This window comes from Nostoc sp. NMS8, assembly GCF_017115045.1.
Lineage (GTDB): Bacteria > Cyanobacteriota > Cyanobacteriia > Cyanobacteriales > Nostocaceae > Nostoc.
This window is the reverse complement of record NZ_JABXKK010000066.1, coordinates 1-19,592: the sequence shown is the minus strand read 5'-3', so window position 1 is coordinate 19,592 and position 19,592 is coordinate 1. Positions and strand designations below refer to the sequence as shown.

The 19,592-nt window shown below is 42.1% G+C and carries 23 protein-coding genes; 11 read left to right on the top strand and 12 right to left on the bottom strand.

Annotation, left to right across the window (positions count from 1 at the left end; genetic code table 11):
* Window positions 1-90: 90 nt before the first annotated feature.
* The 3 genes from HWQ39_RS12095 to HWQ39_RS12085 all read left to right on the top strand — a co-directional run bounded on the left by HWQ39_RS12095 (window position 91) and on the right by HWQ39_RS12085 (window position 2,899).
* Window positions 91-831, top strand: a complete 741-nt coding sequence (locus tag HWQ39_RS12095; protein ID WP_292844681.1) for a RibD family protein — start codon at window positions 91-93, stop codon at window positions 829-831.
* Between the two features lie 322 nt (window positions 832-1,153).
* Window positions 1,154-2,332 carry a GNAT family N-acetyltransferase gene (locus tag HWQ39_RS12090; RefSeq protein WP_292844678.1) on the top strand — a complete coding sequence of 393 codons (1,179 nt, stop codon included), beginning with the start codon at window positions 1,154-1,156 and terminating at the stop codon, window positions 2,330-2,332.
* A 183-nt stretch (window positions 2,333-2,515) separates the two neighbouring features.
* Window positions 2,516-2,899 carry a DUF4346 domain-containing protein gene (locus HWQ39_RS12085; RefSeq protein WP_292844675.1) on the top strand — a complete coding sequence of 128 codons (384 nt, stop codon included), beginning with the start codon at window positions 2,516-2,518 and terminating at the stop codon, window positions 2,897-2,899.
* 75 nt (window positions 2,900-2,974) lie between these two features.
* On the opposite strand, the gene HWQ39_RS12080 is transcribed toward HWQ39_RS12085, so the two are convergent.
* Window positions 2,975-3,715: a TPM domain-containing protein gene (locus tag HWQ39_RS12080; RefSeq protein ID WP_292844672.1), complete on the bottom strand. Its 741-nt coding sequence runs from the start codon at window positions 3,713-3,715 to the stop codon at window positions 2,975-2,977.
* Window positions 3,716-4,382: 667 nt separating this feature from the next.
* Here HWQ39_RS12080 and surE point away from each other — a divergent pair.
* Window positions 4,383-5,063, top strand: a complete 681-nt coding sequence (surE, locus tag HWQ39_RS12075) for a 5'/3'-nucleotidase SurE (RefSeq protein WP_292844669.1) — start codon at window positions 4,383-4,385, stop codon at window positions 5,061-5,063.
* Between the two features lie 220 nt (window positions 5,064-5,283).
* On the opposite strand, the gene HWQ39_RS12070 is transcribed toward surE, so the two are convergent.
* Window positions 5,284-5,583, bottom strand: a complete 300-nt coding sequence (locus tag HWQ39_RS12070; RefSeq protein WP_292844666.1) for a hypothetical protein — start codon at window positions 5,581-5,583, stop codon at window positions 5,284-5,286.
* Window positions 5,584-6,132: 549 nt separating this feature from the next.
* Between HWQ39_RS12070 and HWQ39_RS12065 the strand changes: the two genes are divergently transcribed.
* Entirely contained in the window at window positions 6,133-6,756 is a 624-nt protein-coding gene (locus tag HWQ39_RS12065) for a hypothetical protein (RefSeq protein WP_292844663.1), read from the top strand.
* Between the two features lie 117 nt (window positions 6,757-6,873).
* Here HWQ39_RS12065 and HWQ39_RS12060 read toward each other — a convergent pair whose 3' ends face one another.
* The 3 genes from HWQ39_RS12060 to HWQ39_RS12050 form a co-directional block, all read right to left on the bottom strand.
* On the bottom strand, window positions 6,874-7,038 hold the full coding sequence (locus tag HWQ39_RS12060) for a hypothetical protein (protein WP_292844660.1): 165 nt from the start codon (window positions 7,036-7,038) through the stop codon (window positions 6,874-6,876).
* Window positions 7,039-7,190: 152 nt separating this feature from the next.
* Window positions 7,191-7,544: a DUF5615 family PIN-like protein gene (locus HWQ39_RS12055; protein ID WP_292844657.1), complete on the bottom strand. Its 354-nt coding sequence runs from the start codon at window positions 7,542-7,544 to the stop codon at window positions 7,191-7,193.
* The gene (locus HWQ39_RS12050; RefSeq protein WP_292844654.1) at window positions 7,541-7,777 is read right to left on the bottom strand and encodes a DUF433 domain-containing protein; all 237 of its coding nucleotides are present in this window, start codon (window positions 7,775-7,777) and stop codon (window positions 7,541-7,543) included. Before HWQ39_RS12050 ends, HWQ39_RS12055 begins: the two co-directional genes overlap by 4 nt.
* Window positions 7,778-7,898: 121 nt before the next feature.
* On the opposite strand from HWQ39_RS12050, the gene HWQ39_RS12045 reads away from it, so the two are divergent.
* Both HWQ39_RS12045 and HWQ39_RS12040 read left to right on the top strand, forming a co-directional pair.
* The gene (locus tag HWQ39_RS12045) at window positions 7,899-8,177 is read left to right on the top strand and encodes a hypothetical protein (RefSeq protein WP_292844651.1); all 279 of its coding nucleotides are present in this window, start codon (window positions 7,899-7,901) and stop codon (window positions 8,175-8,177) included.
* A gap of 76 nt (window positions 8,178-8,253) precedes the next feature.
* Window positions 8,254-8,562 (top strand): LuxR C-terminal-related transcriptional regulator, encoded by a 309-nt coding sequence (locus HWQ39_RS12040; protein WP_292844648.1) that lies wholly within the window; start codon window positions 8,254-8,256, stop codon window positions 8,560-8,562.
* 37 nt (window positions 8,563-8,599) lie between these two features.
* Here HWQ39_RS12040 and HWQ39_RS12035 read toward each other — a convergent pair whose 3' ends face one another.
* The 6 genes from HWQ39_RS12035 to HWQ39_RS12010 all read right to left on the bottom strand — a co-directional run bounded on the left by HWQ39_RS12035 (window position 8,600) and on the right by HWQ39_RS12010 (window position 14,331).
* Complete coding sequence (locus HWQ39_RS12035) at window positions 8,600-9,241, bottom strand: tetratricopeptide repeat protein (protein WP_292844646.1); 642 nt, start codon at window positions 9,239-9,241, stop codon at window positions 8,600-8,602.
* Window positions 9,232-9,783: a site-2 protease family protein gene (locus HWQ39_RS12030; protein WP_292844643.1), complete on the bottom strand. Its 552-nt coding sequence runs from the start codon at window positions 9,781-9,783 to the stop codon at window positions 9,232-9,234. Before HWQ39_RS12030 ends, HWQ39_RS12035 begins: the two co-directional genes overlap by 10 nt.
* Before the next feature lie 304 nt (window positions 9,784-10,087).
* On the bottom strand, window positions 10,088-11,377 hold the full coding sequence (locus HWQ39_RS12025) for a Glu/Leu/Phe/Val dehydrogenase (protein WP_292844640.1): 1,290 nt from the start codon (window positions 11,375-11,377) through the stop codon (window positions 10,088-10,090).
* Window positions 11,378-11,606: 229 nt separating this feature from the next.
* Window positions 11,607-12,752 carry a beta-ketoacyl-ACP synthase gene (locus tag HWQ39_RS12020; protein WP_292844637.1) on the bottom strand — a complete coding sequence of 382 codons (1,146 nt, stop codon included), beginning with the start codon at window positions 12,750-12,752 and terminating at the stop codon, window positions 11,607-11,609.
* Between the two features lie 67 nt (window positions 12,753-12,819).
* Entirely contained in the window at window positions 12,820-13,620 is an 801-nt protein-coding gene (locus HWQ39_RS12015; protein WP_292844634.1) for a peptidylprolyl isomerase, read from the bottom strand.
* A gap of 141 nt (window positions 13,621-13,761) precedes the next feature.
* Complete coding sequence (locus HWQ39_RS12010; RefSeq protein WP_292844631.1) at window positions 13,762-14,331, bottom strand: photosystem I assembly protein Ycf4; 570 nt, start codon at window positions 14,329-14,331, stop codon at window positions 13,762-13,764.
* A gap of 919 nt (window positions 14,332-15,250) precedes the next feature.
* Here HWQ39_RS12010 and psbD point away from each other — a divergent pair.
* The 4 genes from psbD to HWQ39_RS11990 all read left to right on the top strand — a co-directional run bounded on the left by psbD (window position 15,251) and on the right by HWQ39_RS11990 (window position 18,313).
* Window positions 15,251-16,306 (top strand): photosystem II D2 protein (photosystem q(a) protein), encoded by a 1,056-nt coding sequence (psbD, locus tag HWQ39_RS12005; protein ID WP_292844628.1) that lies wholly within the window; start codon window positions 15,251-15,253, stop codon window positions 16,304-16,306.
* A complete protein-coding gene (psbC, locus tag HWQ39_RS12000; RefSeq protein WP_292844625.1) occupies window positions 16,290-17,681 on the top strand; it encodes a photosystem II reaction center protein CP43 in 1,392 nt (463 codons plus the stop codon). Before psbD ends, psbC begins: the two co-directional genes overlap by 17 nt.
* A gap of 128 nt (window positions 17,682-17,809) precedes the next feature.
* A complete protein-coding gene (locus tag HWQ39_RS11995) occupies window positions 17,810-17,995 on the top strand; it encodes a PCP reductase family protein (RefSeq protein WP_190934553.1) in 186 nt (61 codons plus the stop codon).
* A gap of 21 nt (window positions 17,996-18,016) precedes the next feature.
* Window positions 18,017-18,313 (top strand): hypothetical protein, encoded by a 297-nt coding sequence (locus HWQ39_RS11990; protein WP_292844618.1) that lies wholly within the window; start codon window positions 18,017-18,019, stop codon window positions 18,311-18,313.
* Window positions 18,314-18,379: 66 nt separating this feature from the next.
* On the opposite strand, the gene HWQ39_RS11985 is transcribed toward HWQ39_RS11990, so the two are convergent.
* On the bottom strand, window positions 18,380-19,216 hold the full coding sequence (locus HWQ39_RS11985; protein WP_292844615.1) for an SWIM zinc finger family protein: 837 nt from the start codon (window positions 19,214-19,216) through the stop codon (window positions 18,380-18,382).
* Window positions 19,217-19,592: the final 376 nt, after the last annotated feature.

Below are 19,592 nucleotides of genomic sequence, written 5' to 3'. Positions count from 1 at the left end.
GGTAAAATTGAAAAAGAGTAGCTTGCAAGCATGTTTTTTTGAGAATTTATACACGACTAAAGAAAATATTAAAACTATCAAATCAAGTTAATGTTGCAACATCGTCCTCATATTACAGTTGTTTTAGCAATGAGTGCAGATGGTAAGATAGCAGATTTTAAGCGATCGCCTGCTCGATTTGGCTCAAGGGTTGATAAAGCACACTTAGAAAAACAAATCGCTGCCTCTGATGCCGTTCTATTCGGTGCTGGTACTCTGAGCGCTTATGGAACAACACTTACAATATCAGATCCAACTCTAGTGCAACTTCGGGCCCAAGCAGGGAAGCCTCCGCAGCCAGTTCATATAGTGACTACACATTCTGCAAACCTTAATCCGGAAATTCACTTTTTTCAGCAACCAGTTAGACGTTGGCTACTCACAACAACAGCAGGAGCGGTTTCATGGAAAGGACGTTTACAAACGCTTTCCTCAACTCTGGGAAATGAAGTAGAGGAGTGCCCTTCAGAATTTGAGCAAATTCTGGTTTTTGAAACACCAACGCGAGAAATTGATATTCCCGCAGCTTTGAAGCATCTAGCCACTCTACATATAACACGCTTAGTAGTCTTAGGTGGAGGTAAATTAGTCGCTTCCTTACTGGAATTAGACTTAATTGATGAATTATGGTTAACTGTTTGTCCGCTGATTTTAGGTGGTAATACTGCACCCACATCTGTCGATGGGAAAGGATTTTTACCCAATTTAGCTCCCAAGTTGCAACTTCTAGAAGTGAATACAGTTGAGCAAGAAGTGTTTTTGCACTATCGCCTGCAACGACCCGCAGATTAGATTACGCTAAGTTAAGTTATTGATTGGGCATGGGGCAATTCAATTTTAGATTTTGGATTAAATTTCTTCAGAGGATGTTTTAAAATTCCTCTGCTCGGTAGCAAAACGTTTTAGATCCCCCTAAATCCCCCTTAAAAAGGGGGACTTTTAGAGATTTTACCCCCCCCTTTTTAAGGGGGGTTGGGTTGGGGGGATCAAAAAGTGCCTAAAATTACAGCCACCCACCTTTAAAACATGCTCTCAATCTAAAATCTAAAATCTAAAATCTAAAATTCTTATTCCCCATCTCCCTCTGCTCCCCTACTCCCTACTCTTCTAAAAAGTGGAACAACCTAAGCCTCGCTATTCTGTCGTTTGGACGAACAAAATCGCTGAAGTACCCCAAAATGCCTGGAATGCTTTGGCAATGCCACTCAAAACGCCATTTTTAGAATGGGAGTGGCTGAACAATATCGAAACCTCCCAGAGTGCTACGGCTAAAACTGGTTGGTTGCCGAATCACTTGACATTGTGGCGAGATCGAACGCTGATTGCTGCTGCGCCACTTTATCTTAAAGGACATAGTTCTGGTGAATTTATTTTCGATCACCAATGGGCAGAGTTAGCCGATCGCATCGGAGTCCAGTATTACCCAAAATTGCTGGGAATGACACCATTTACTCCGGCTGAAGGCTATCGGTTTTTAATCGCCCCAGGAGAAGATGAAAATGAAATTACAGCGATAATGGTGCATGAAATTGACACTTTTTGCTCCAAAAATGGAATTTCTGGGTGTCATTTCCTCTACGTCGATCCCCAATGGCGTCCTATCCTGGAACGGCATGGTTTTACAACTTGGCTACACCACAGCTACATCTGGGAAAATGCAGGCTTTAAAACTTTTGATGACTACTTAAAGGTGTTTAACGCCAATCAACGCCGCAATATCAAGCGGGAACGCAAAGCTGTAGAAAAAGCAGGTTTACGATTACAACCTCTGACTGGTGATGAAATTCCTCAGTCTTTGTTTCCCTTGATGCACCGTTTCTATGCTGACACCTGTGATAAGTTTGGCTGGTGGGGTAGTAAGTATCTCACACAGAGGTTTTTTGAGCAGCTACACTCAGATTATCGCCATCGAGTCTTGTTTGTTGCTGCATATAGCGAGGAAGATAACTCTCATCCTTTAGGAATGTCTTTTTGTTTGTTTAAAGATGACAAACTTTATGGACGCTATTGGGGAAGTTTTCAAGAAATAGATTGCTTACATTTTGATGTTTGTTATTATGCGCCAATTGAGTGGGCGATCGCTAACAATATCCAAATTTTTGATCCTGGCGCGGGTGGACGACATAAAAAACGCCGTGGTTTCCCCGCCATGCCCAACCACAGTTTGCACCGATTTTACAATAATCGTTTAGGAAAAATTTTACTTCCCTATATTAAGGAAGTGAATCAACTCGAACAGCAGCAGATTGAGGCAATTAATGCAGAGTTGCCATTTAGTAACCGAGATTCTTAAAAGTTTGCCAAGGCAGTCCTGATGAAACAAGTTTCAAAAGCCTTGAATGAAAGAATAACTGGGGACTGGGGACTAGTATTTTTACTCAGCACTCAACACTTTCAAGTCAGAGGGTAAACGACCAATTACACTTGATATAGAATATAAAACCCTGAAAAAAGAAAATTTCTTTTTATAATGCTTATGGATTTAATAGTTGAAGATTTAGCCGCAATTGATGATAAACTTTCCCAGCGTCATATTGACCTAGATCCCGGTGGATATTTCATTATTTACTTAGATCGAGACGCAGGGTTAATCTATGCCAAGCATTTTACAAATGTAATTGACGATCGCGGTTTAGCTGTCGATCCCGAAACGGGAAAGGTAATTCCGGCGCGAGAAAAGGTAGAACGAATTCATACCACAGTCTTTAACGCGAGGACGGCAAAAGAACTCTGCGTGAAGATTTTTGAAGAAACTCAGCCCCCTCCTGTAACTCAATTAAATCATGCAGCTTATTTGGGTCGAGAATTTGTTCGGGCTGAGGTAGCTTTAGTTACAGGGAAAGAGTATGTTCAAGATTAAGCCAATTTTAGATTTTAGATTTTTCTTTCAATCCAAAATCCAAAATTAAAAATCTAAAATTGAACAACTCTGTCATTACCCATCAGATGATGGCTGATTTATCTGATAGATATAGTAAGTCGCCATTGGGATAACGGTGGCGGCAATTAACAATCCTACTACCCAAGCAGTAGCATTACCTTGGTCGGTTTCTTCTGCTTTCTTGTAGGTGCCTTCTACCTGTACATTGTCAGTTATTTTAGGTGGCCCTGGATCGGCTTTACCGGAGAGGACGGCGACAAGGCGATCGCTTGCATCAAGAAATGCCTGGTTGTATTTATTACCATTACGTAATGGTACACTTACGGTTTCAGTCGCTACACTCTCGGCAATAGCGTCAGTGAGTAAAGGTTTAACTTCATCCCCAGTCAGAATAGCAGTACCATTGGTAACTGTGTTAATCACCAATAAAGTTTGATTCGCTTGGGCTTCTTTTGTGGGAAACCATTTTTCAAACAGTTCTTTGGTGAAGCTTTCTGGTGTTTCACCGTAGTCGAGACGGCGAACAGTAACAATTCTGACTTCCTTATTTGTTTGCTTTGCCAAATCCTCGAAAGCGCTGCTAATTTTACCTTCATTCAGACGGCTGATAACCTCACCTTGATCCAAAACCCAGGTGTTATTCCCTGCTGTAAGGCTGGGTATTTGATACACACCTGTGGCTAAAGCAGGTGTGGCAAACAGTGAGGTTGCTAAAATAATAACCGTCACCAAAGGTAAAATTAGCTGAATGAGGTGTTTTTGACTGCTAAATAATTGTTTGAAAAGCTGTTTCATTGTGTGATTCCTAAGACAGACTTGCACCAAAAATACTACAGAACCACTGCAAAAATCACCTCTTTCCCGATTTTCTCCAGTATCAAATCTCTACTACTTCTAGCAGATATACAGCAGATTGCAGGTAAGTGAGGTACAAATTTTAAGTATAAAGCCATATATCAAGAGACTTTCAACCCTGTTCCCTGCTGTATATTACACGGGATTTTTTGATTGCACAAACTTCTTCTGGGGGCGGCTGCAAGCATTAACTTGAGGCTAACAGTCTTGCTAGTCACAAGAAATACCGCCCATTTTGGGAGTTAACCCAAATGCTTAGGGCGGAATTTGCAAACCATCTAGAAATCATATCCTACGATCAATATTTTTGGCAGAATCCAGTGTATTTTTTCATATCTGCAAGTAGCTTTTCCTACTTTACCTCTTGATGGGTGATGTAGCGCTCGCTGGTTTCTATGCAATATATTTTGAGCTTACTTAAAAAGCGATATATCTGCATTTTTCTGATATTTTAGCTAAATCCATATCAATAATATACATAGGACTCCTATTCGATTTTTGAATAAAACTCGGTACATCTCTATTCCCTGTTCCCTTTCTCTACAAATGATTCAGAAATCAAAGACGCTCGATGACTCGCTACCGCTTCGCTATCGGATTGCTATACATGACTATCATACTAACTAACGACGACGGCATTGATGCCCCCGGTATCCAAGCTCTACTTAAAGCTGTAAACGGTATAAATACTATTATCGCGGCTCCTGCCGAGCATCAGTCTGGCTGTGGACATCAAGTTACTACCACTCGTGCTATCAATCTCCAGCGACGTTCTGAGACTGAATATGCGATCGCCGGAACTCCTGCTGATTGTGTGAGAATTGCAATAACACAAATTACCGCAGACGTCAAATTTGTACTTTCAGGTATCAACGCTGGGGGTAACTTGGGAGTCGATGCCTATATTTCTGGCACAGTAGCCGCCGTGCGGGAAGCGGCAATGCACGGTATTCCTGGAGTTGCAATTTCCCAGTATCGTAAAGCCAAGCAGAGTTTTGATTGGGATCTAGCTGCCAAATTGACAGCTGAAGTTTTAGCGGACTTACTCAAGCGTCCCCTAGAAGCAGGAAGCTTTTGGAATGTGAACTTGCCACATTTGCAACCAGGAGAACCCGATCCTAATGTAGTATTTTGCCAACCCTGTACTAAACCTTTGCCCGTGAACTATCGAATTGAAGGCGATGATTTTTATTATGTAGGGGAATATGGCAAACGCGATCGCACTCCTGGTAGCGATGTGGATGTTTGTTTTTCTGGCAATATCGCGGTGACACAGTTAAGGGTTTGACAACTGCATCCAAAATGGCTGCTAGAACACGGCGTAAATAAACTACCCCTTCGGGTGAGGCTCGCTAACGCTGCGCTAACGGTAGTTCCTCATGGGGGAACCCCCTTGGCGCTAGCCTCTCCCTTTGGGAGAAAACCAGACTGCCTCACCATCCCAAATCAATGAAACGCTGAGGCTGTATTCATTTTGAATTTTGAATTTTGAATTCCGCCTTCCGGTACTAGTCATCTAATTCTTGAATTAAGGATATAAACCGATCTACAGTTTGTGTAAGTTGGTTGAGTTTTTGCAGTGAATCATAGTGAGATTCTGCAAGAGTTTGTACGGTGTCACACAACGCGATAACTTGATAGGCTTGCTGTTGTACCTGATGTCCCTGTGCTTCGACTTGGATGCTGAGACTCTCCAACCTTTCAGCAAGACGTTCAATTGTCTCAGTCGTAGAGAGTACTGCTTCCCCAATTTGCTCAACAATAGATTCCAAACGATTTATTTTTACTTCGGTTTCTGCTGAAATCATTTCCTTACACCTAATTTTGAGACAGCATCTTAGGAAAATTTTTAATACCAATCTAGGGATTGTGGATTCACACTCTAACCAAAATAATCAAGAAATTTCTTGTCCAGTGCCCAGTACCCAGCTTAAGAAAAATTAGTTTCAACTTATACAAAGTTGTGCTTTCTAAAAACTTGACCGCGATTAAGTAAGGTATGGTTAAAATAGATACTTTTAATTAAGATAAGTTTTTAGTCTAATTAAGCCGCAGTAATTATACCTTTGTTGCTTAATATTTAACTCAACAATTCACCAAGCACTAGTAACAAATATTTATCTAAGTGTAATTTTATTCAAGGTATGAATTTTCTTTTACTTTTTATGCTTCAGTACAGCATAGATTTAAGCTTTATTTGAAAATTGGGGAGAGCTTGTAGAACTATTAATCTTAAGGCAATTGGTTGGTGCGATCGTGATCGCAAGCAAAATTACTGATGCAGTCAAAATTTTTCAGGTTTTGAAATCTGGTAAAGTTTCAGTGGTACTTAAGACTAATTAAAAAAAGGAGAAAATATGCAGTTTCTCAAAATAATTCTTGTCGCTCTTGTGTTGATGCTGAACCTGGTAATTGCTCAACCCTCTTGGGCAAGCAAGGATTTTACTAAAGGGGCTGACTATACCGAGGTAACTCAGGCGCTCAATCAACTTCTAACTGTAAAGGATACACCTGAGCAAGCTGGCTATACACCTGAGCAGTTCCAGCAGCGATTGGTACAATTGCAATCTCAGAAAAATATCATAGAAACAGCTAGAAAGCGGGCGCAGTGCCGTAATGAAACTGGAAAGACTTTGGCTGTCTATGCCAACAAACCAAAAAAATCTCCAACCCAACTCTACTTTCTGGGTGCAGGAACAATCACGGATGATGATTGGGATTGCGATGGCATTTACTTACCCGCAGGTTCTCAAGTGGTTCTAGGCCCAAATGTTCAACCACAAGAACTGACTGAACCAATCGCTATCCAGTTCGTTGATGGCACACAGTCTCTTGCTAGAACCAATCCAGCCACCGGTGCCATTGAATTGAATGTTGAACCTGCCAAAGTATTCAAGGCAGGTGAGAGTACCTGGTTACTTCCCACTTATTCCCAAGCAGACATCGATACGCAAATTCCTACCCCACAACTCATTGACTAATCTCATCTAGATAATTTAACTTTTATGCACTTACCGCATAAAAGTTGAACTAAAGTAATAAAATACATAAATTAAAATATTCAACCATTGAACAATCAAATTTTAATTAAGGAAAAATTACAAGCCGAGTAAACGCCAACTCAGTGTGACTTGCAATTGTCCATCAGGCAAAGCTGACCTTTCCCATGCACCATCTGGAAGTTCAGAGGCGATCGCACTGTAGGCGGTCAGGTGTATGAGAGTCCAGACGGTCGAAATCTTGGTGGCGGTGGCAATACACACAATGTGGGAGGTAGTTAAAGTTATTTGTAGCGACTGTCTTGATTGTCAAGCGATCGCACTTCCTAATATATTCAGATCCCCGACTTCTTAAAGAAGTCGGGGATCTAATCTCCCAGATGACACGATGATTTTAGGTGATCGCACTATTTTATTTACAAGTGAGTAATAATTGAATCACGAGTCATTTCAATATAAGAGTGACTATCAAATAATTCCACCAAGGATTGCAAGTTAGCTGTGAATAATGCTTCTAACTCTAAGTTATTAATATTACCTGCGGTGACAAGTAATAACTTGTAAGGCTCTTTAATTGTCAAAAAAGAATTTAAAAAATCAGAATCCTTGGTAATTACTATACGATTATCCCGTATTGAAACGGCATTTATTTCTGTATCTGACGTAGCATTTTTGTTAATTAAATCTTTTGTATGGATTGTATCGTAACCCGCAGATTCTAATAATCGAGCCAGTCGAACAGGCAATTGAGCATCGACAAGAAATTTCATGAAGCAATTTTATATATACTTTTAACTTGGCTCAAGCGAACGGCAAATTGGAGAGATGCGAGAATATCTTCCCGTTCTAAATCATCATAATCTGCTAAAATTTCATCACTTGTCATGCCAGAGCTAAGTAATTCGAGTATCAATTCAACAGGATAACGAAGTCCCCTAATACAAGGCTTGCCGTGGCAAATGTCAGGATTATAGGTAATGCGTTGTAAAAGGTTGCTGCTCATACTGATTGTTTTTTGTAAAGCATACATTTATATAGTCTAGTTTATATCTCGAACTTCGTAAAAGTTCTCCGGGATGTAGGGAAAGTGATACCTATGGGTTTTAGTTTAAATCGCTAAAAATATGGAAGCCAAGCCACAGATGTTTCTCGTTGTAGAAGATCACCCAGAGGTAGCCCAAAATAACTGTGATTTTCTCAGAAAATTCGACCATTCTGCTATTTGTGTCATCGCCAACACTCCGCAAGAAGCACAACAATGTCTACAGATAGAGAAACCAGATTTAATTGTCCTCGATTTACAATTTGTTACACCCTCTGGCTCTCAATCTGCTAAACCTGCTTTCCAACTATTAGAGTTAATTTTTGACGCTTATTCCTCTCTAAATATCCTGAATTTATAGCAGTGAACCCAGTTGGCTGATCAAACTTGTTAAATCTATTAATCATCACTACGGCGGTTTTGTAGTAGTGAATAAAATGGAACGGCGCAAAGCTTTTTTAGAGGGGGTTGAAATTGCGCTGAATGGAGAATTGAAACTGCCTAGAGAGTTACGTCGAGAATTAAACTTGAATGAGAAAGAGTTGGAAATTCTCAAACTCCTATGTCATGATTCCTTAACAGACCAAGCGATCGCTCATCGTCTTCACATATCGCTCAGGGCTGTTCAAAACTATATCCAACACCTCAAAGTCAAATTGGGTATCGATGAAGTTGAGCAAAAAGATATCAATTCTCGCATCGCCCTTTGTATTACAGCAATTCAGAAAAAACTATTATCGTTCTGATTATATCTAGCGCTATTTTGTAGTGTCTATTATTCTACTAACTATATTTGTCAACTAAAATTTGGAACATCTCATGTTCTCTAATAGCATCAAAATCAGGATCAGTTTTAGCAATTTCCAATCTATTTGATTCAAGTTTGATTGATTGTTGTAGGTTTTCTATTGCTAGAGCGACATTGTTTTGTAGTGCATAACAACAGGCTTTGTTATACCAGCAATCAGCACTGTCAGATTTAATTTCAATTGCTCGATCGTAGACAATTAATGCCTCTTCATAACGTTGCAATTTTATCAAACTACCACCTTTGTTATTCCAAGCATTGATGTTATCTGGCTTTAATTCAATAACTCTTTCGTAAGAGGCAATCGCCTCTTCATATTGTTGTAAATAATATAGTGCATTACCACGATCCAACCAGAAACCATAAAAGTCAGAATAGATTGTAATTGCTTGATTGTATGAGTCTAGGGCTGCTTGATAATTTTTCTGTGCTACTAAAGCTTGTCCTCGTAACCGCCAAGTATTGCTATCTTCTGGTCTAATTTCTATTACTTTATCGTAGGCTGCGATCGCTTGTTCATAACGCTGTAATTTTGCCAAGGTTTCGCCTTGTTTATACCAAGCTTGATAAAAATCTAACTGAATAGCGATTGCTTGTTGATATGCTGCTAAATCCAAATTCCATATTTAGCAACCTGATTAATTTGCTGTTGAATTGCTTTTGGCAGCCACGGCTCGATAATTCCATAACCATCTAGGCCAGGAATAGGTAATAAATTAATCAAAACGACATAGATATTTAGGGAAATTATATAAGTTAGGGCAGTAATCAAAGCAAATAAAACTGAATTTGGATTTTCGAGAGCTAAAGAATCCCAACCCAATTGAAAAGGCAGTGATAGCAGGTAAGCTAGAATCAAATTGGCAATTGGGCCAGCAGCCGAAACCGCACTTTTCCATTTGCGATCGCGTAATCGACTGTGATTAATATAAACTGCTCCCCCAGGTAGAGCAATACCGCCAATGAGCAGAAAAAATAACGGCATCATCAAACTCAAACTCGGTTCGGTATATTTGAGTGGGTTCAATGTCAAATACCCCTTATCTTTGACAGAAGTATCACCACCCCAATATGCTGCTATTGCATGACCAAACTCATGCAAACATAAAGACAATATCCAACCAAAACAGATAAAAGCTACTACTAGCCACATATTCATATTTATAGATATCTCGTAAAAATCCTGGTTAATTTTTGCTCGTATTGGCTTTCACAACAAATTTAAGCGAATAGAATGAGACTGTTGCTCAATTCACAGTGGGTTTGACCCCTCACCGCTAAAACATTGGTTTGGCGTTGCTTTCTCACCCTGAAATAAATTTCGGGCTAGTAGCTCAAGTCCGTTGAAACGGACTGAAATCAGAGTAATGCTGTAATAGAAAAATCATCAGTGAGCGATCGCCTAAACTTTTACCCACTGATGATTTATTCTCTCTCATAAATTCAATTGTCGCTATCAACAATTAAGGATAAAGACCCCTGTCAGTTAGTGCCTGAGCCACTCTACCCACCCCTAAAGTGTAAGCTGCTAACCTTAAAGAAATTTGGCGCACCTCCGACTGATGAATCACCTTGCGGTAGGCTTGTACCATCAAATGCTCCATTTCGCGGTTGACGCGCTCCTCATCCCAAAATACGTAAGAAAGACCCTGCACCCACTCTAAATAACTCACGACTACGCCGCCAGCATTCGCTAAAATATCCGGTAGCACTATCACACCCCGCGCCTCTAACGCCAAGTTAGCCTCAAGAGTAACCGGGCCATTAGCTGCTTCTGCCACAATCTGCGCCTGTACCTGATTCACATTTTCTTCAGTGATTTGGTTCTCCAAAGCCGCTGGTATTAAGACATCACAGGGTAAAGTTAATAAATCTGCATTGCTAATTGCTACAGATTGCGGGAAACCTACAATACTCTTACGATTTTCAGCAGCGTAGACTTTCAACGCTGGAATATCAAGACCAACTTCAGAGAATATTCCCCCAGCACCAGTTGAAACAGCGATAATTTTCGCGCCTGCTTCATATAGTAATTCTGCTGCGGCACAGCCGACGTTACCAAAACCCTGAATCGCGACTCGCACTCCTACCAAGGATTTACCTCGATCTGCTAACGCCTCACGGACAATAATCATCGTGCCACGTCCGGTGGCCATTTCTCTTCCCAGAGAACCACCAATAGAAAGGGGTTTCCCAGTTACAACTCCTGGTACAGCATGACCAATATTCACAGAGTAAGTGTCCATCATCCAAGCCATTTCACGGGCAGAAGTACCCATATCTGGCGCAGGAATATCTACGGAAGGCCCAATATCTTTAATCAACTCGCTGATATAACGACGGCTGATTCGCTCTAATTCGCCAACACTGTAGCGTTTGGGATCTATAGCAATGCCACCCTTACCACCACCGTAAGGAATACCTAACAAGGCACATTTCCAGGTCATCAGCATTGCTAGAGCGGATACCTCGCGCAATGTTACAGCCGGATAGAAACGAATTCCACCCTTGTATGGGCCTAAAACATCAGAGTGCTGTACCCGATGTCCAGCGAGAACCTGTATTTCCCCATCATCTAGTTTCACGGGTATGGAAACTGTGACAACCTTACGCGGGTGGCTGAGAATTTCTAGTAAACCCTGATTTAAATTTAATTCTTTAGCTGCCGCTTCTAAGTAGCTACAGGCTTGGTCAAATGGGCATATATGCGCCGGAGAAGCAGGTTCCGCCAGCAACGAGGATTTTGAAATCATAAATTTTCTCCTAATCACGGTATCTTTACGAACCGGATATCATCTGTACTTAAGCTTATCTCTTTTTTTGATAAAAACGAGTATTTTGTAGTTTTTGTTACAGTTTTATATTTTATATTCTGATATGTAAAATTATTCAAAAATCACCGTTTGTAGGGGCGCAAATTTGTGTGCCCCTTAATGAAAATTTATATATTATGTCGGTAAGCATAGTTAAACCCACAAGTTTTTACCTTGCTAAGGCGATCGCAGCATTCTGTCCCCCAAAGCCAAAACTCAAACATAATACCTGCTGAATTTTACTTAGACGTGCGGCTGTAACAATATCTAAATCAAACTCTGGCTGTTTCGAGCCTACACAAGGCGGTAATGTTTGATGCTTTAATGCCATGAGAGAAAAAGCTACACCTAAAGCTCCAGATGCTCCTAATGTATGACCCGTGCTTCCCTTAGTGGAACTAACTGCCACGCCTTGGGGAAACAAACGCTGGATTACCATACTCTCCATTTGGTCATTTAGCTGCGTAGCTGTGCCATGAGCATGAATGTAATCGATATCGCTTGGTGATAGACAACTACGTTCTAGACATTGTTTGATAGCTGCGATCGCACTTTTCCCTTTAGGTTCTGGTGAATTACTATGATATGCATCGTTGGTTAAGCCAAAACCAAGAATTTCACCATACACTTTTGCTTGACGCTGCTTGGCAAACTCTGCTGATTCTAAGACAAACACAGCCGCGCCTTCGCCCAACACTAAGCCTTCTCGATGCAAATCAAAGGGATAAGCACCAGTTTTCGCCAAAGCACCCATCTGCTGAAACCCAGCTAAAGTTAAGGGTGTAATTGGTGCTTCCACTGCACCTGCGATCGCTTGTTGACATTGCCCAGTTTGTATAAGCATAGCTGCTTGGGCAATAGACCAAATTCCAGTAGCACAAGCTGCCATTGGTGCTAAAACTATCCCCGATGCACCGATTTGCCTTGCAGCTGCGATCGCATTTATATGAGGTAATGTATCTAGCCAATTTCCAAAAAATGACACGGGAAAATTTTCTGCATCATTATACATTTGCCGTGCCAACTTCTCCCAAGAAGCTTGATAAGAGCGACTCGATCCAATGGCTACAGCACAATCAGCTAAAGGTGCAACTAACCCAGCATCTTGTAAAGCAGAAGCAACAACCATTTGAGTTAATGCTGTCAACTCAGATGGTTGTTGACCAATCAAACCTAGAGGAAGTGGTCTAAGTTCTGGAAATGGTTGGTGTAATCGAATTCCAGATTTACCCGCGATTAAATTTCGCCAACTATCCTCTAAGCTTCCACCCAAAGCGGAAACTAAACCAATACCAGTGACAACAACCTTTACCAATTTAGAAGTTAGGAGTTAGAAGTTAGTAATTATTCTCCCCCTGCTCCCCGCTCCCTGCCCTCTTCCTCTACTTACTTGGTGTTTTCAGATTTTCAGCACCTTGGGTGACTTTAGCGGAGTCAATGCGATCGCCTTGCTGAATTTTGTTTACAACATCAAAGCCTTGAGTGACATTGCCAAACACCGCGTAGTTACCATCTAAGAACGCCAAATCTGCTAAAGCAAAGTAAAACTGGGCAGAAGCGGAGTCTGGTGATTGCGATCGCGCCATTGCTACTGCACCCTGTTTATGGGGTAATACGACAGGTTGGGCACTAGCATCAAATGGTTTATTGTAAATCGGAGTATTTGAACCTTTTGGCTTAACTTCTAAAGGTATATAACGAGCATTTCCGGTTTTTGGGTCAATATAACTACCGGTTCCCAGGCTATCTGCTGGAACTTTCGGGTCTTTGCTTTGAGGATCGCCCCCTTGAACTACAAACGGTTGGGGTTCGCGCACAACTCGATGGAAAGCTAAACCGTTGTACACACCCTTTTGCACTAAATCTATGAAATTGCCAGATGTAATCGGGGCATCAGTGCCGTCTACTTCAATCGTAATCGGTGAGCCTTTAACCGTGATTACCACAGTTGCCTTACCTTCTAGCCTTGGTAAATCTGCCAGTCCAGGAATACTCTCACTACTAGTTTGAGATACAGAAGTTGCTTCAGTAGTTGTCTTGGTGCTTGCCTCGCTTGTGTTCGAGGTAGCTGTCGAGGTTGGAGAAGACGCATTAGAAGCGACTTGCTGTGTTGAACATCCTCCCAACATCAAGGCACTAATAAGCACAAAAGAAAGCAAAAATTGTGAAATTTTTAACCGCATTGCCTGTTACCGATTTAACCAGAGTATCTTATCGTTTTAAGGGGCATTAGGTATTAGGGACAGGGGATTAGGGATGTAGGAATTAGGCAAATATCAGGCAAATAAATTTTTACCAGTCCCCAGTTCCCAGCCCCCAATCCTTTACAATCCTTCTAACGACACTTCCAAAAAGCGGGCTAACTGTGCGCCTTCCGTTTCTAACTCTGTTAAAGATAAAGGTTGTCCAACCCGTGTTAAGGGTATATCTCGCCGGCCCTTAATGCGTAGATAGAGGGCGCGACGGGGATTAAGACCTTCTTTCACGTCTATGATCACAGATTGTACATCTTCTATGCGGCTATCAATTTCAATTCGGCGGTTTTTGCCAGGAAACCCCCAACGGAAGATTTTGATTGCGCCAGTTTCGTGATTAAATTCGTTGTAACCGCCTCCAACGTCCAATAAAATCACTAGCCACAGGTATGTGGCTAATAGCAAGCCAGCAGCCCCATATAACCCCATTACCAATCCTTGAGGAACGAATACCAGTTGGGTTGGATCGGAAACTATAAGTAAATTAACTTTTAAATAACTGGATATTCCAGACAAGAGAAAGCCACTTGCTCCCAAGGTAACGATAGTTGCCCACCAGTAGTTGCTGAACCGACGAGAACCGAGAACATTTTGATGCAGGAGGCGATCGCCTTTGTTAATCGTTGTTGATGTCGTCATTGAACTACCATTGCCCGTGAGATACTCGCTGTTACATACTCGCCCACTAAATGCTTTTGCATAGAGTGGTAGCTGTCTGTGCCCATCTCGCTATTGCTGAGGAGGCACTGAGAGCTATGTTTTAAGTCCCCGGAAACCCTACCGCAGACTATAAATTTTTTACCCTGTACTCTACAAATTTTACTGTCCTAGATGATGCTGGCTGACTTGCACTACAGGACAAACCACTTGGGCTATTTGTAGTTAGTCAAGATATGCTAACTTCTTTTCCCTTTGGCTAACGTTTCACATAGATAGGTTTTCTAGAGGTGTATCAACGACCGTGGCGGTGAAGTAACCACCTGCATTTTACCAAACATCGTTGACAAAAACTCAACTACGCCGCTCCATGTTCCTGCTACCGATATAATTTTTTAGGTTAGGGACTTCCAAATAAAAATCAATCGCTTTGGCGAGTAGGGAATCTGGGGGAGAATTGGGAGAGATATTGCTACATTGTCCCCCTTGTCCTTGACCTCTTGGAAAAAAGTTACCTACATACGTCCATTTGCATTAATTTTTTTTAGATTTCTGAGAAAAGTTGTGTCAAATTGTAAAAATTCTGATATTCATATTATTTATAAGGTTCGTGTTTCATAGCTCATTTACTTTTGCGTATCAGGCAAAAACCCTGATTAATGTGATAAGTTAAGAATCATTAAGTTACCACAAGCTAGATTACTAGCCGATGGTACGTGTAATGTCATAACCCTGAGAAATAATGACTTAACTAGTCAGCAAGCTCTCAGAATCTCAGTTGGTTAAAAGCAGTTGAGATTGTCAAAAAAAACGTTAATTCCTCACGGCAGTCGGTTACACTGGCTCTCCGTACCGCCTTAGAAACGTTGCAATTTTAGTAAAAAAAGAGGATTTTGCTCTAATGACCATCGCAGTTGGACGTGCCCCCAGTAGAGGGTGGTTTGACGTTCTGGACGACTGGCTCAAGCGCGATCGCTTCGTATTCGTAGGTTGGTCAGGGATATTATTATTCCCCTGCGCCTTCCTAGCACTAGGCGGTTGGCTGACCGGCACCACCTTCGTCACCTCTTGGTACACCCACGGATTAGCCTCCTCCTACCTAGAAGGAGCGAACTTTTTGACAGTGGCAGTATCCACCCCCGCTGACAGTATGGGACATTCCCTATTGCTGTTGTGGGGGCCAGAAGCCCAAGGCAACCTCACCCGTTGGTTCCAATTGGGTGGTTTGTGGCCATTCGTTGCCCTACACGGAGCCTTCGGTTTGATTGGCTTCATGTTGCGGCAATTTGAAATTGCGCGTCTAGTAGGTATCCGTCCTTACAACGCTCTCGCTTTCTCTGCTCCCATCGCGGTATTCGTCAGTGTATTTCTGATTTACCCCTTGGGACAATCAAGCTGGTTCTTTGCACCCAGCTTTGGCGTCGCGGCGATCTTCCGGTTCCTGCTATTCCTGCAAGGTTTCCATAACTGGACACTCAACCCCTTCCACATGATGGGTGTTGCGGGTGTATTGGGTGGTGCGCTATTGTGCGCCATTCATGGTGCCACAGTCGAAAATACCTTGTTTGAAGACGGCGATGGTGCTAACACCTTCCGCGCCTTCAATCCTACCCAGTCGGAAGAAACCTACTCAATGGTGACAGCAAACCGTTTCTGGTCACAGATTTTCGGTATTGCTTTCTCAAACAAACGCTGGTTGCACTTCTTCATGTTGTTCGTGCCAGTCACCGGTTTGTGGATGAGCGCCGTTGGCATCGTCGGTTTAGCACTCAACCTGCGGGCTTATGATTTCGTCTCCCAAGAATTACGGGCGGCGGAAGACCCTGAGTTTGAAACCTTCTATACCAAAAACATTTTGCTGAACGAGGGTATCCGCGCTTGGATGGCTCCTCAAGATCAACCCCACGAACAATTTGTATTCCCTGAGGAGGTATTACCACGTGGTAACGCTCTCTAATAGACCAAATATCTTAGGCGGCGCTGGACGCGACCAAGAATCCACTGGATTTGCTTGGTGGTCTGGTAACGCACGTTTAATCAACTTATCTGGTAAACTGCTGGGCGCTCATGTTGCCCACTCTGGTTTGATTGTATTCTGGGCTGGAGCGATGACTTTGTTTGAAGTTGCTCACTTCATTCCTGAAAAGCCCATGTACGAACAAGGCTTGATCTTGTTACCTCACCTCGCCAGTCAGGGTTGGGGTGTTGGTGCTGGTGGTGAAGTCATCGATACCTTCCCCTACTTTGTAGTTGGTGTACTCCACCTAATTTCCTCAGCTGTCCTTGGCTTTGGCGGTATCTATCATGCCGTCCGTGGGCCAGAAACCTTAGAAGAATACTCTTCTTTCTTTGGTTACGACTGGAAAGACAAGAACAAGATGACCAACATCATCGGGTTCCACCTGATTATTTTGGGATTCGGTGCATTGCTGTTGGTAGCAAAGGCAATGTTCTTTGGTGGGTTGTATGACACGTGGGCACCAGGCGGTGGTGATGTTCGGATTATTACCAATCCGACATTGAACCCAGCCGTTATCTTCGGTTATGTACTCAAATCTCCCTTCGGTGGTGAAGGCTGGATTGTTAGCGTCGATAACTTAGAAGATGTGGTCGGTGGTCACATTTGGGTTGCCTTTATCTTAATTTCTGGTGGTATTTTCCACATTCTTACCAAGCCTTTTGCTTGGTCACGTCGTGCATCCATCTGGTCTGGTGAGGCTTACCTTTCCTACAGCTTGGGCGCTCTTTCACTGATGGGCTTCATCGCCTCCATCTTTGTTTGGTTTAACAACACCGTTTATCCAAGCGAATTCTACGGCCCTACCGGCCCAGAAGCTTCTCAAGCTCAGGCTTTGACCTTCTTGATTCGTGACCAACGCTTGGGTGCTAACGTCGGTTCTGCCCAAGGCCCTACAGGTCTAGGTAAATACCTGATGCGCTCTCCAACTGGTGAAATCATCTTCGGTGGTGAAACCATGCGCTTCTGGGATTTCCGCGGCCCTTGGTTGGAGCCTCTACGTGGCCCCAATGGTCTTGATTTGGAAAAAATCAAGAACGATATTCAGCCTTGGCAAGCTCGTCGTGCTGCTGAATACATGACCCATGCTCCTCTGGGTTCTTTGAACTCCGTGGGTGGTGTGGCTACCGAAATTAACTCCTTCAACTACGTATCTCCTCGTGCTTGGTTGTCAACTTCTCACTTCGTACTAGGATTCTTCTTCCTAGTTGGTCACTTGTGGCACGCTGGTCGCGCACGGGCTGCGGCTGGTGGTTTTGAGAAAGGAATTAACCGTGATACTGAGCCAGTGATGTTCATGAACGATCTAGACTAGTTCTAAGATTTATTTCATCATTGACAACTAAATTATTTAGAAGCTCTTGCATAAAAGCAAGGGCTTTTTTTATAGGAGAATTAGTAATCTATTGATAAATTGAGCAACTTACCAAGGTTATTAATACCATGAGCGATTCCAATTTTATTGATGCTTTACGATGGACATCTGAAGCGAAGGAAAAGTTACAAAATATTCCCTTTTTTGTCCGCTCTCAAGCTAAAGCCAGAATTGAACAACTAGCTCGTGAAGCAGGACAAGAGCTTGTTACCGCTGATTTGGTAGAACAGGCTAGGCTTGAGTTTGGACAATAAAACATTCTGGAGGTCGTAACAATGACAGTCGCCAAAAATCGAGCAGACCGAGTAATGCTTTATGACATTAGGTGGGAACAGTTTGAAAATCTTCTAAAAGACTTGGGACATCGGGCAGCAAGGTTAGCTTACGATCGCACTACCTTAGAAATTATCACACCTTTACCAGAACACGAACATTACAAAGAGGTAATTGGTGATTTGGTCAAAGAAATCGCTGATGTGCTGGATTTAGACTATGAAAGTTGTGGCTCGACTACTTGGAAGCGAGAAAGCCGAATGGCAGGGGTAGAATCAGATAACTGCTTCTATTTCTAGAATGAAGCTGCGATTCGGGGTAAATTGCGTAGCGGGGCGTAGCCCATTACGAACTACGAATTATTATCAACTTCCTCCTACATTCATCGCTGTTAAAAAAGCTTTTTGGCTCACATCTCTGTAAACTGTATTTAAATACTTCATTACCACATCACTCGAAGTTGAATTTACTGCGTTTTCCTCTTCTTTGGCAAGGGGTATTGCTCCTAATACATCTAAAACTATCTCGCTAGTAGACGGTGCAATTACTACCAAGGATGACTCTAGTGGCTCATTGTATTGCCAGAAAAAATCAATTTTTACCGAGTATTTGTTATTAGGAATTGACTGTTGAATATCGGGCGTTTCTGCGGTGTTTGGTTCAATCTTGGCACTACGCAATTTTCGCAAATCGCTGATAATTTGCTCTTTGGTACGTCCGCGCAATTGAAATAGTACAAAGGGGTCTTCACTGAACCGATCGCCCAACTGATAGTAGATAGCACCAATGTGTTTACAGGGATTTGCTTTATCAGGACAAGAGCATTTACTATGGACATCACCAAGAGTAAAAGGAAATATCGAAAGACCATTAGCCGTGAAGACTTCTTCTATATTTTGTGGCATTTCTCCTGCTAATAATTTAGCAGCAAAAATTGCCCTTTGGGACATGGTTTCAATTACATAACCCCATTGTTCATCGGTAAATGGTTCAAGGGAGAGAGAAACCTTATAAGGTTCGACTTCACTACCTTGCACCCTAGCTAATACTTTTGCACCTTTAAATTCGATGCTGAGAACATTCCCTTGACGAGCATAATTTCTCGCACGTTCCAAACGTTTTTTAAACCGATAGGAATCTAGCAAATCTAGCCATTGTTGTGACCACCATTCTCGACTTGCTTGAAGAGTATAATTGGTCATGGTTGCTTAACTCAAAGTAAAAGTAACTGGAGATTGAGGATTAGTTAAAAAACCCGTAGGCATCGCACTTCTTAGGCTAACAACTATTACTTTACCCTGCTTTTGTCCTTTACCAAGAAGTATTGCCCTTTAATCTCAACCCCGGGCATCAGAATCCATCAACATTGCCTTAAGGATTTAAGGATTTTTGATCAGAGAGGTCATTTGATTTATCCGCGTTTTGGAGCTAAAAGCACTAATGTCTGCGATCGCGGGTTTCTTGGTTACAGACGTTATACTAGTGCCTAATAATCTTCAGTAAAATTGAATATTTAAAGATTATAGGACTTACGCATTGACAAAAAGAATCATCTATGGAGTCTAGATAATGCCATCA

Bases quoted from the DNA above. Each gene is read 5' to 3' on its own strand.
- surE (WP_292844669.1), top strand. From the start codon at position 4,383: ATGACTATCATACTAACTAACGACGACGGCATTGATGCCCCCGGTATC.
- HWQ39_RS11985 (WP_292844615.1), bottom strand. From the start codon at position 19,216: ATGACCAATTATACTCTTCAAGCAAGTCGAGAATGGTGGTCACAACAA.
- HWQ39_RS12055 (WP_292844657.1), bottom strand. From the start codon at position 7,544: ATGAAATTTCTTGTCGATGCTCAATTGCCTGTTCGACTGGCTCGATTA.
- HWQ39_RS12040 (WP_292844648.1), top strand. From the start codon at position 8,254: ATGGAACGGCGCAAAGCTTTTTTAGAGGGGGTTGAAATTGCGCTGAAT.
- psbD (WP_292844628.1), top strand. From the start codon at position 15,251: ATGACCATCGCAGTTGGACGTGCCCCCAGTAGAGGGTGGTTTGACGTT.
- HWQ39_RS12025 (WP_292844640.1), bottom strand. From the start codon at position 11,377: ATGATTTCAAAATCCTCGTTGCTGGCGGAACCTGCTTCTCCGGCGCAT.
- HWQ39_RS12085 (WP_292844675.1), top strand. From the start codon at position 2,516: ATGGATTTAATAGTTGAAGATTTAGCCGCAATTGATGATAAACTTTCC.
- HWQ39_RS12070 (WP_292844666.1), bottom strand. From the start codon at position 5,583: ATGATTTCAGCAGAAACCGAAGTAAAAATAAATCGTTTGGAATCTATT.
- HWQ39_RS11995 (WP_190934553.1), top strand. From the start codon at position 17,810: ATGAGCGATTCCAATTTTATTGATGCTTTACGATGGACATCTGAAGCG.
- HWQ39_RS11990 (WP_292844618.1), top strand. From the start codon at position 18,017: ATGACAGTCGCCAAAAATCGAGCAGACCGAGTAATGCTTTATGACATT.
- HWQ39_RS12045 (WP_292844651.1), top strand. From the start codon at position 7,899: ATGGAAGCCAAGCCACAGATGTTTCTCGTTGTAGAAGATCACCCAGAG.
- HWQ39_RS12065 (WP_292844663.1), top strand. From the start codon at position 6,133: ATGCAGTTTCTCAAAATAATTCTTGTCGCTCTTGTGTTGATGCTGAAC.
- HWQ39_RS12015 (WP_292844634.1), bottom strand. From the start codon at position 13,620: ATGCGGTTAAAAATTTCACAATTTTTGCTTTCTTTTGTGCTTATTAGT.
- HWQ39_RS12095 (WP_292844681.1), top strand. From the start codon at position 91: ATGTTGCAACATCGTCCTCATATTACAGTTGTTTTAGCAATGAGTGCA.
- HWQ39_RS12030 (WP_292844643.1), bottom strand. From the start codon at position 9,783: ATGAATATGTGGCTAGTAGTAGCTTTTATCTGTTTTGGTTGGATATTG.
- HWQ39_RS12050 (WP_292844654.1), bottom strand. From the start codon at position 7,777: ATGAGCAGCAACCTTTTACAACGCATTACCTATAATCCTGACATTTGC.
- HWQ39_RS12080 (WP_292844672.1), bottom strand. From the start codon at position 3,715: ATGAAACAGCTTTTCAAACAATTATTTAGCAGTCAAAAACACCTCATT.
- HWQ39_RS12010 (WP_292844631.1), bottom strand. From the start codon at position 14,331: ATGACGACATCAACAACGATTAACAAAGGCGATCGCCTCCTGCATCAA.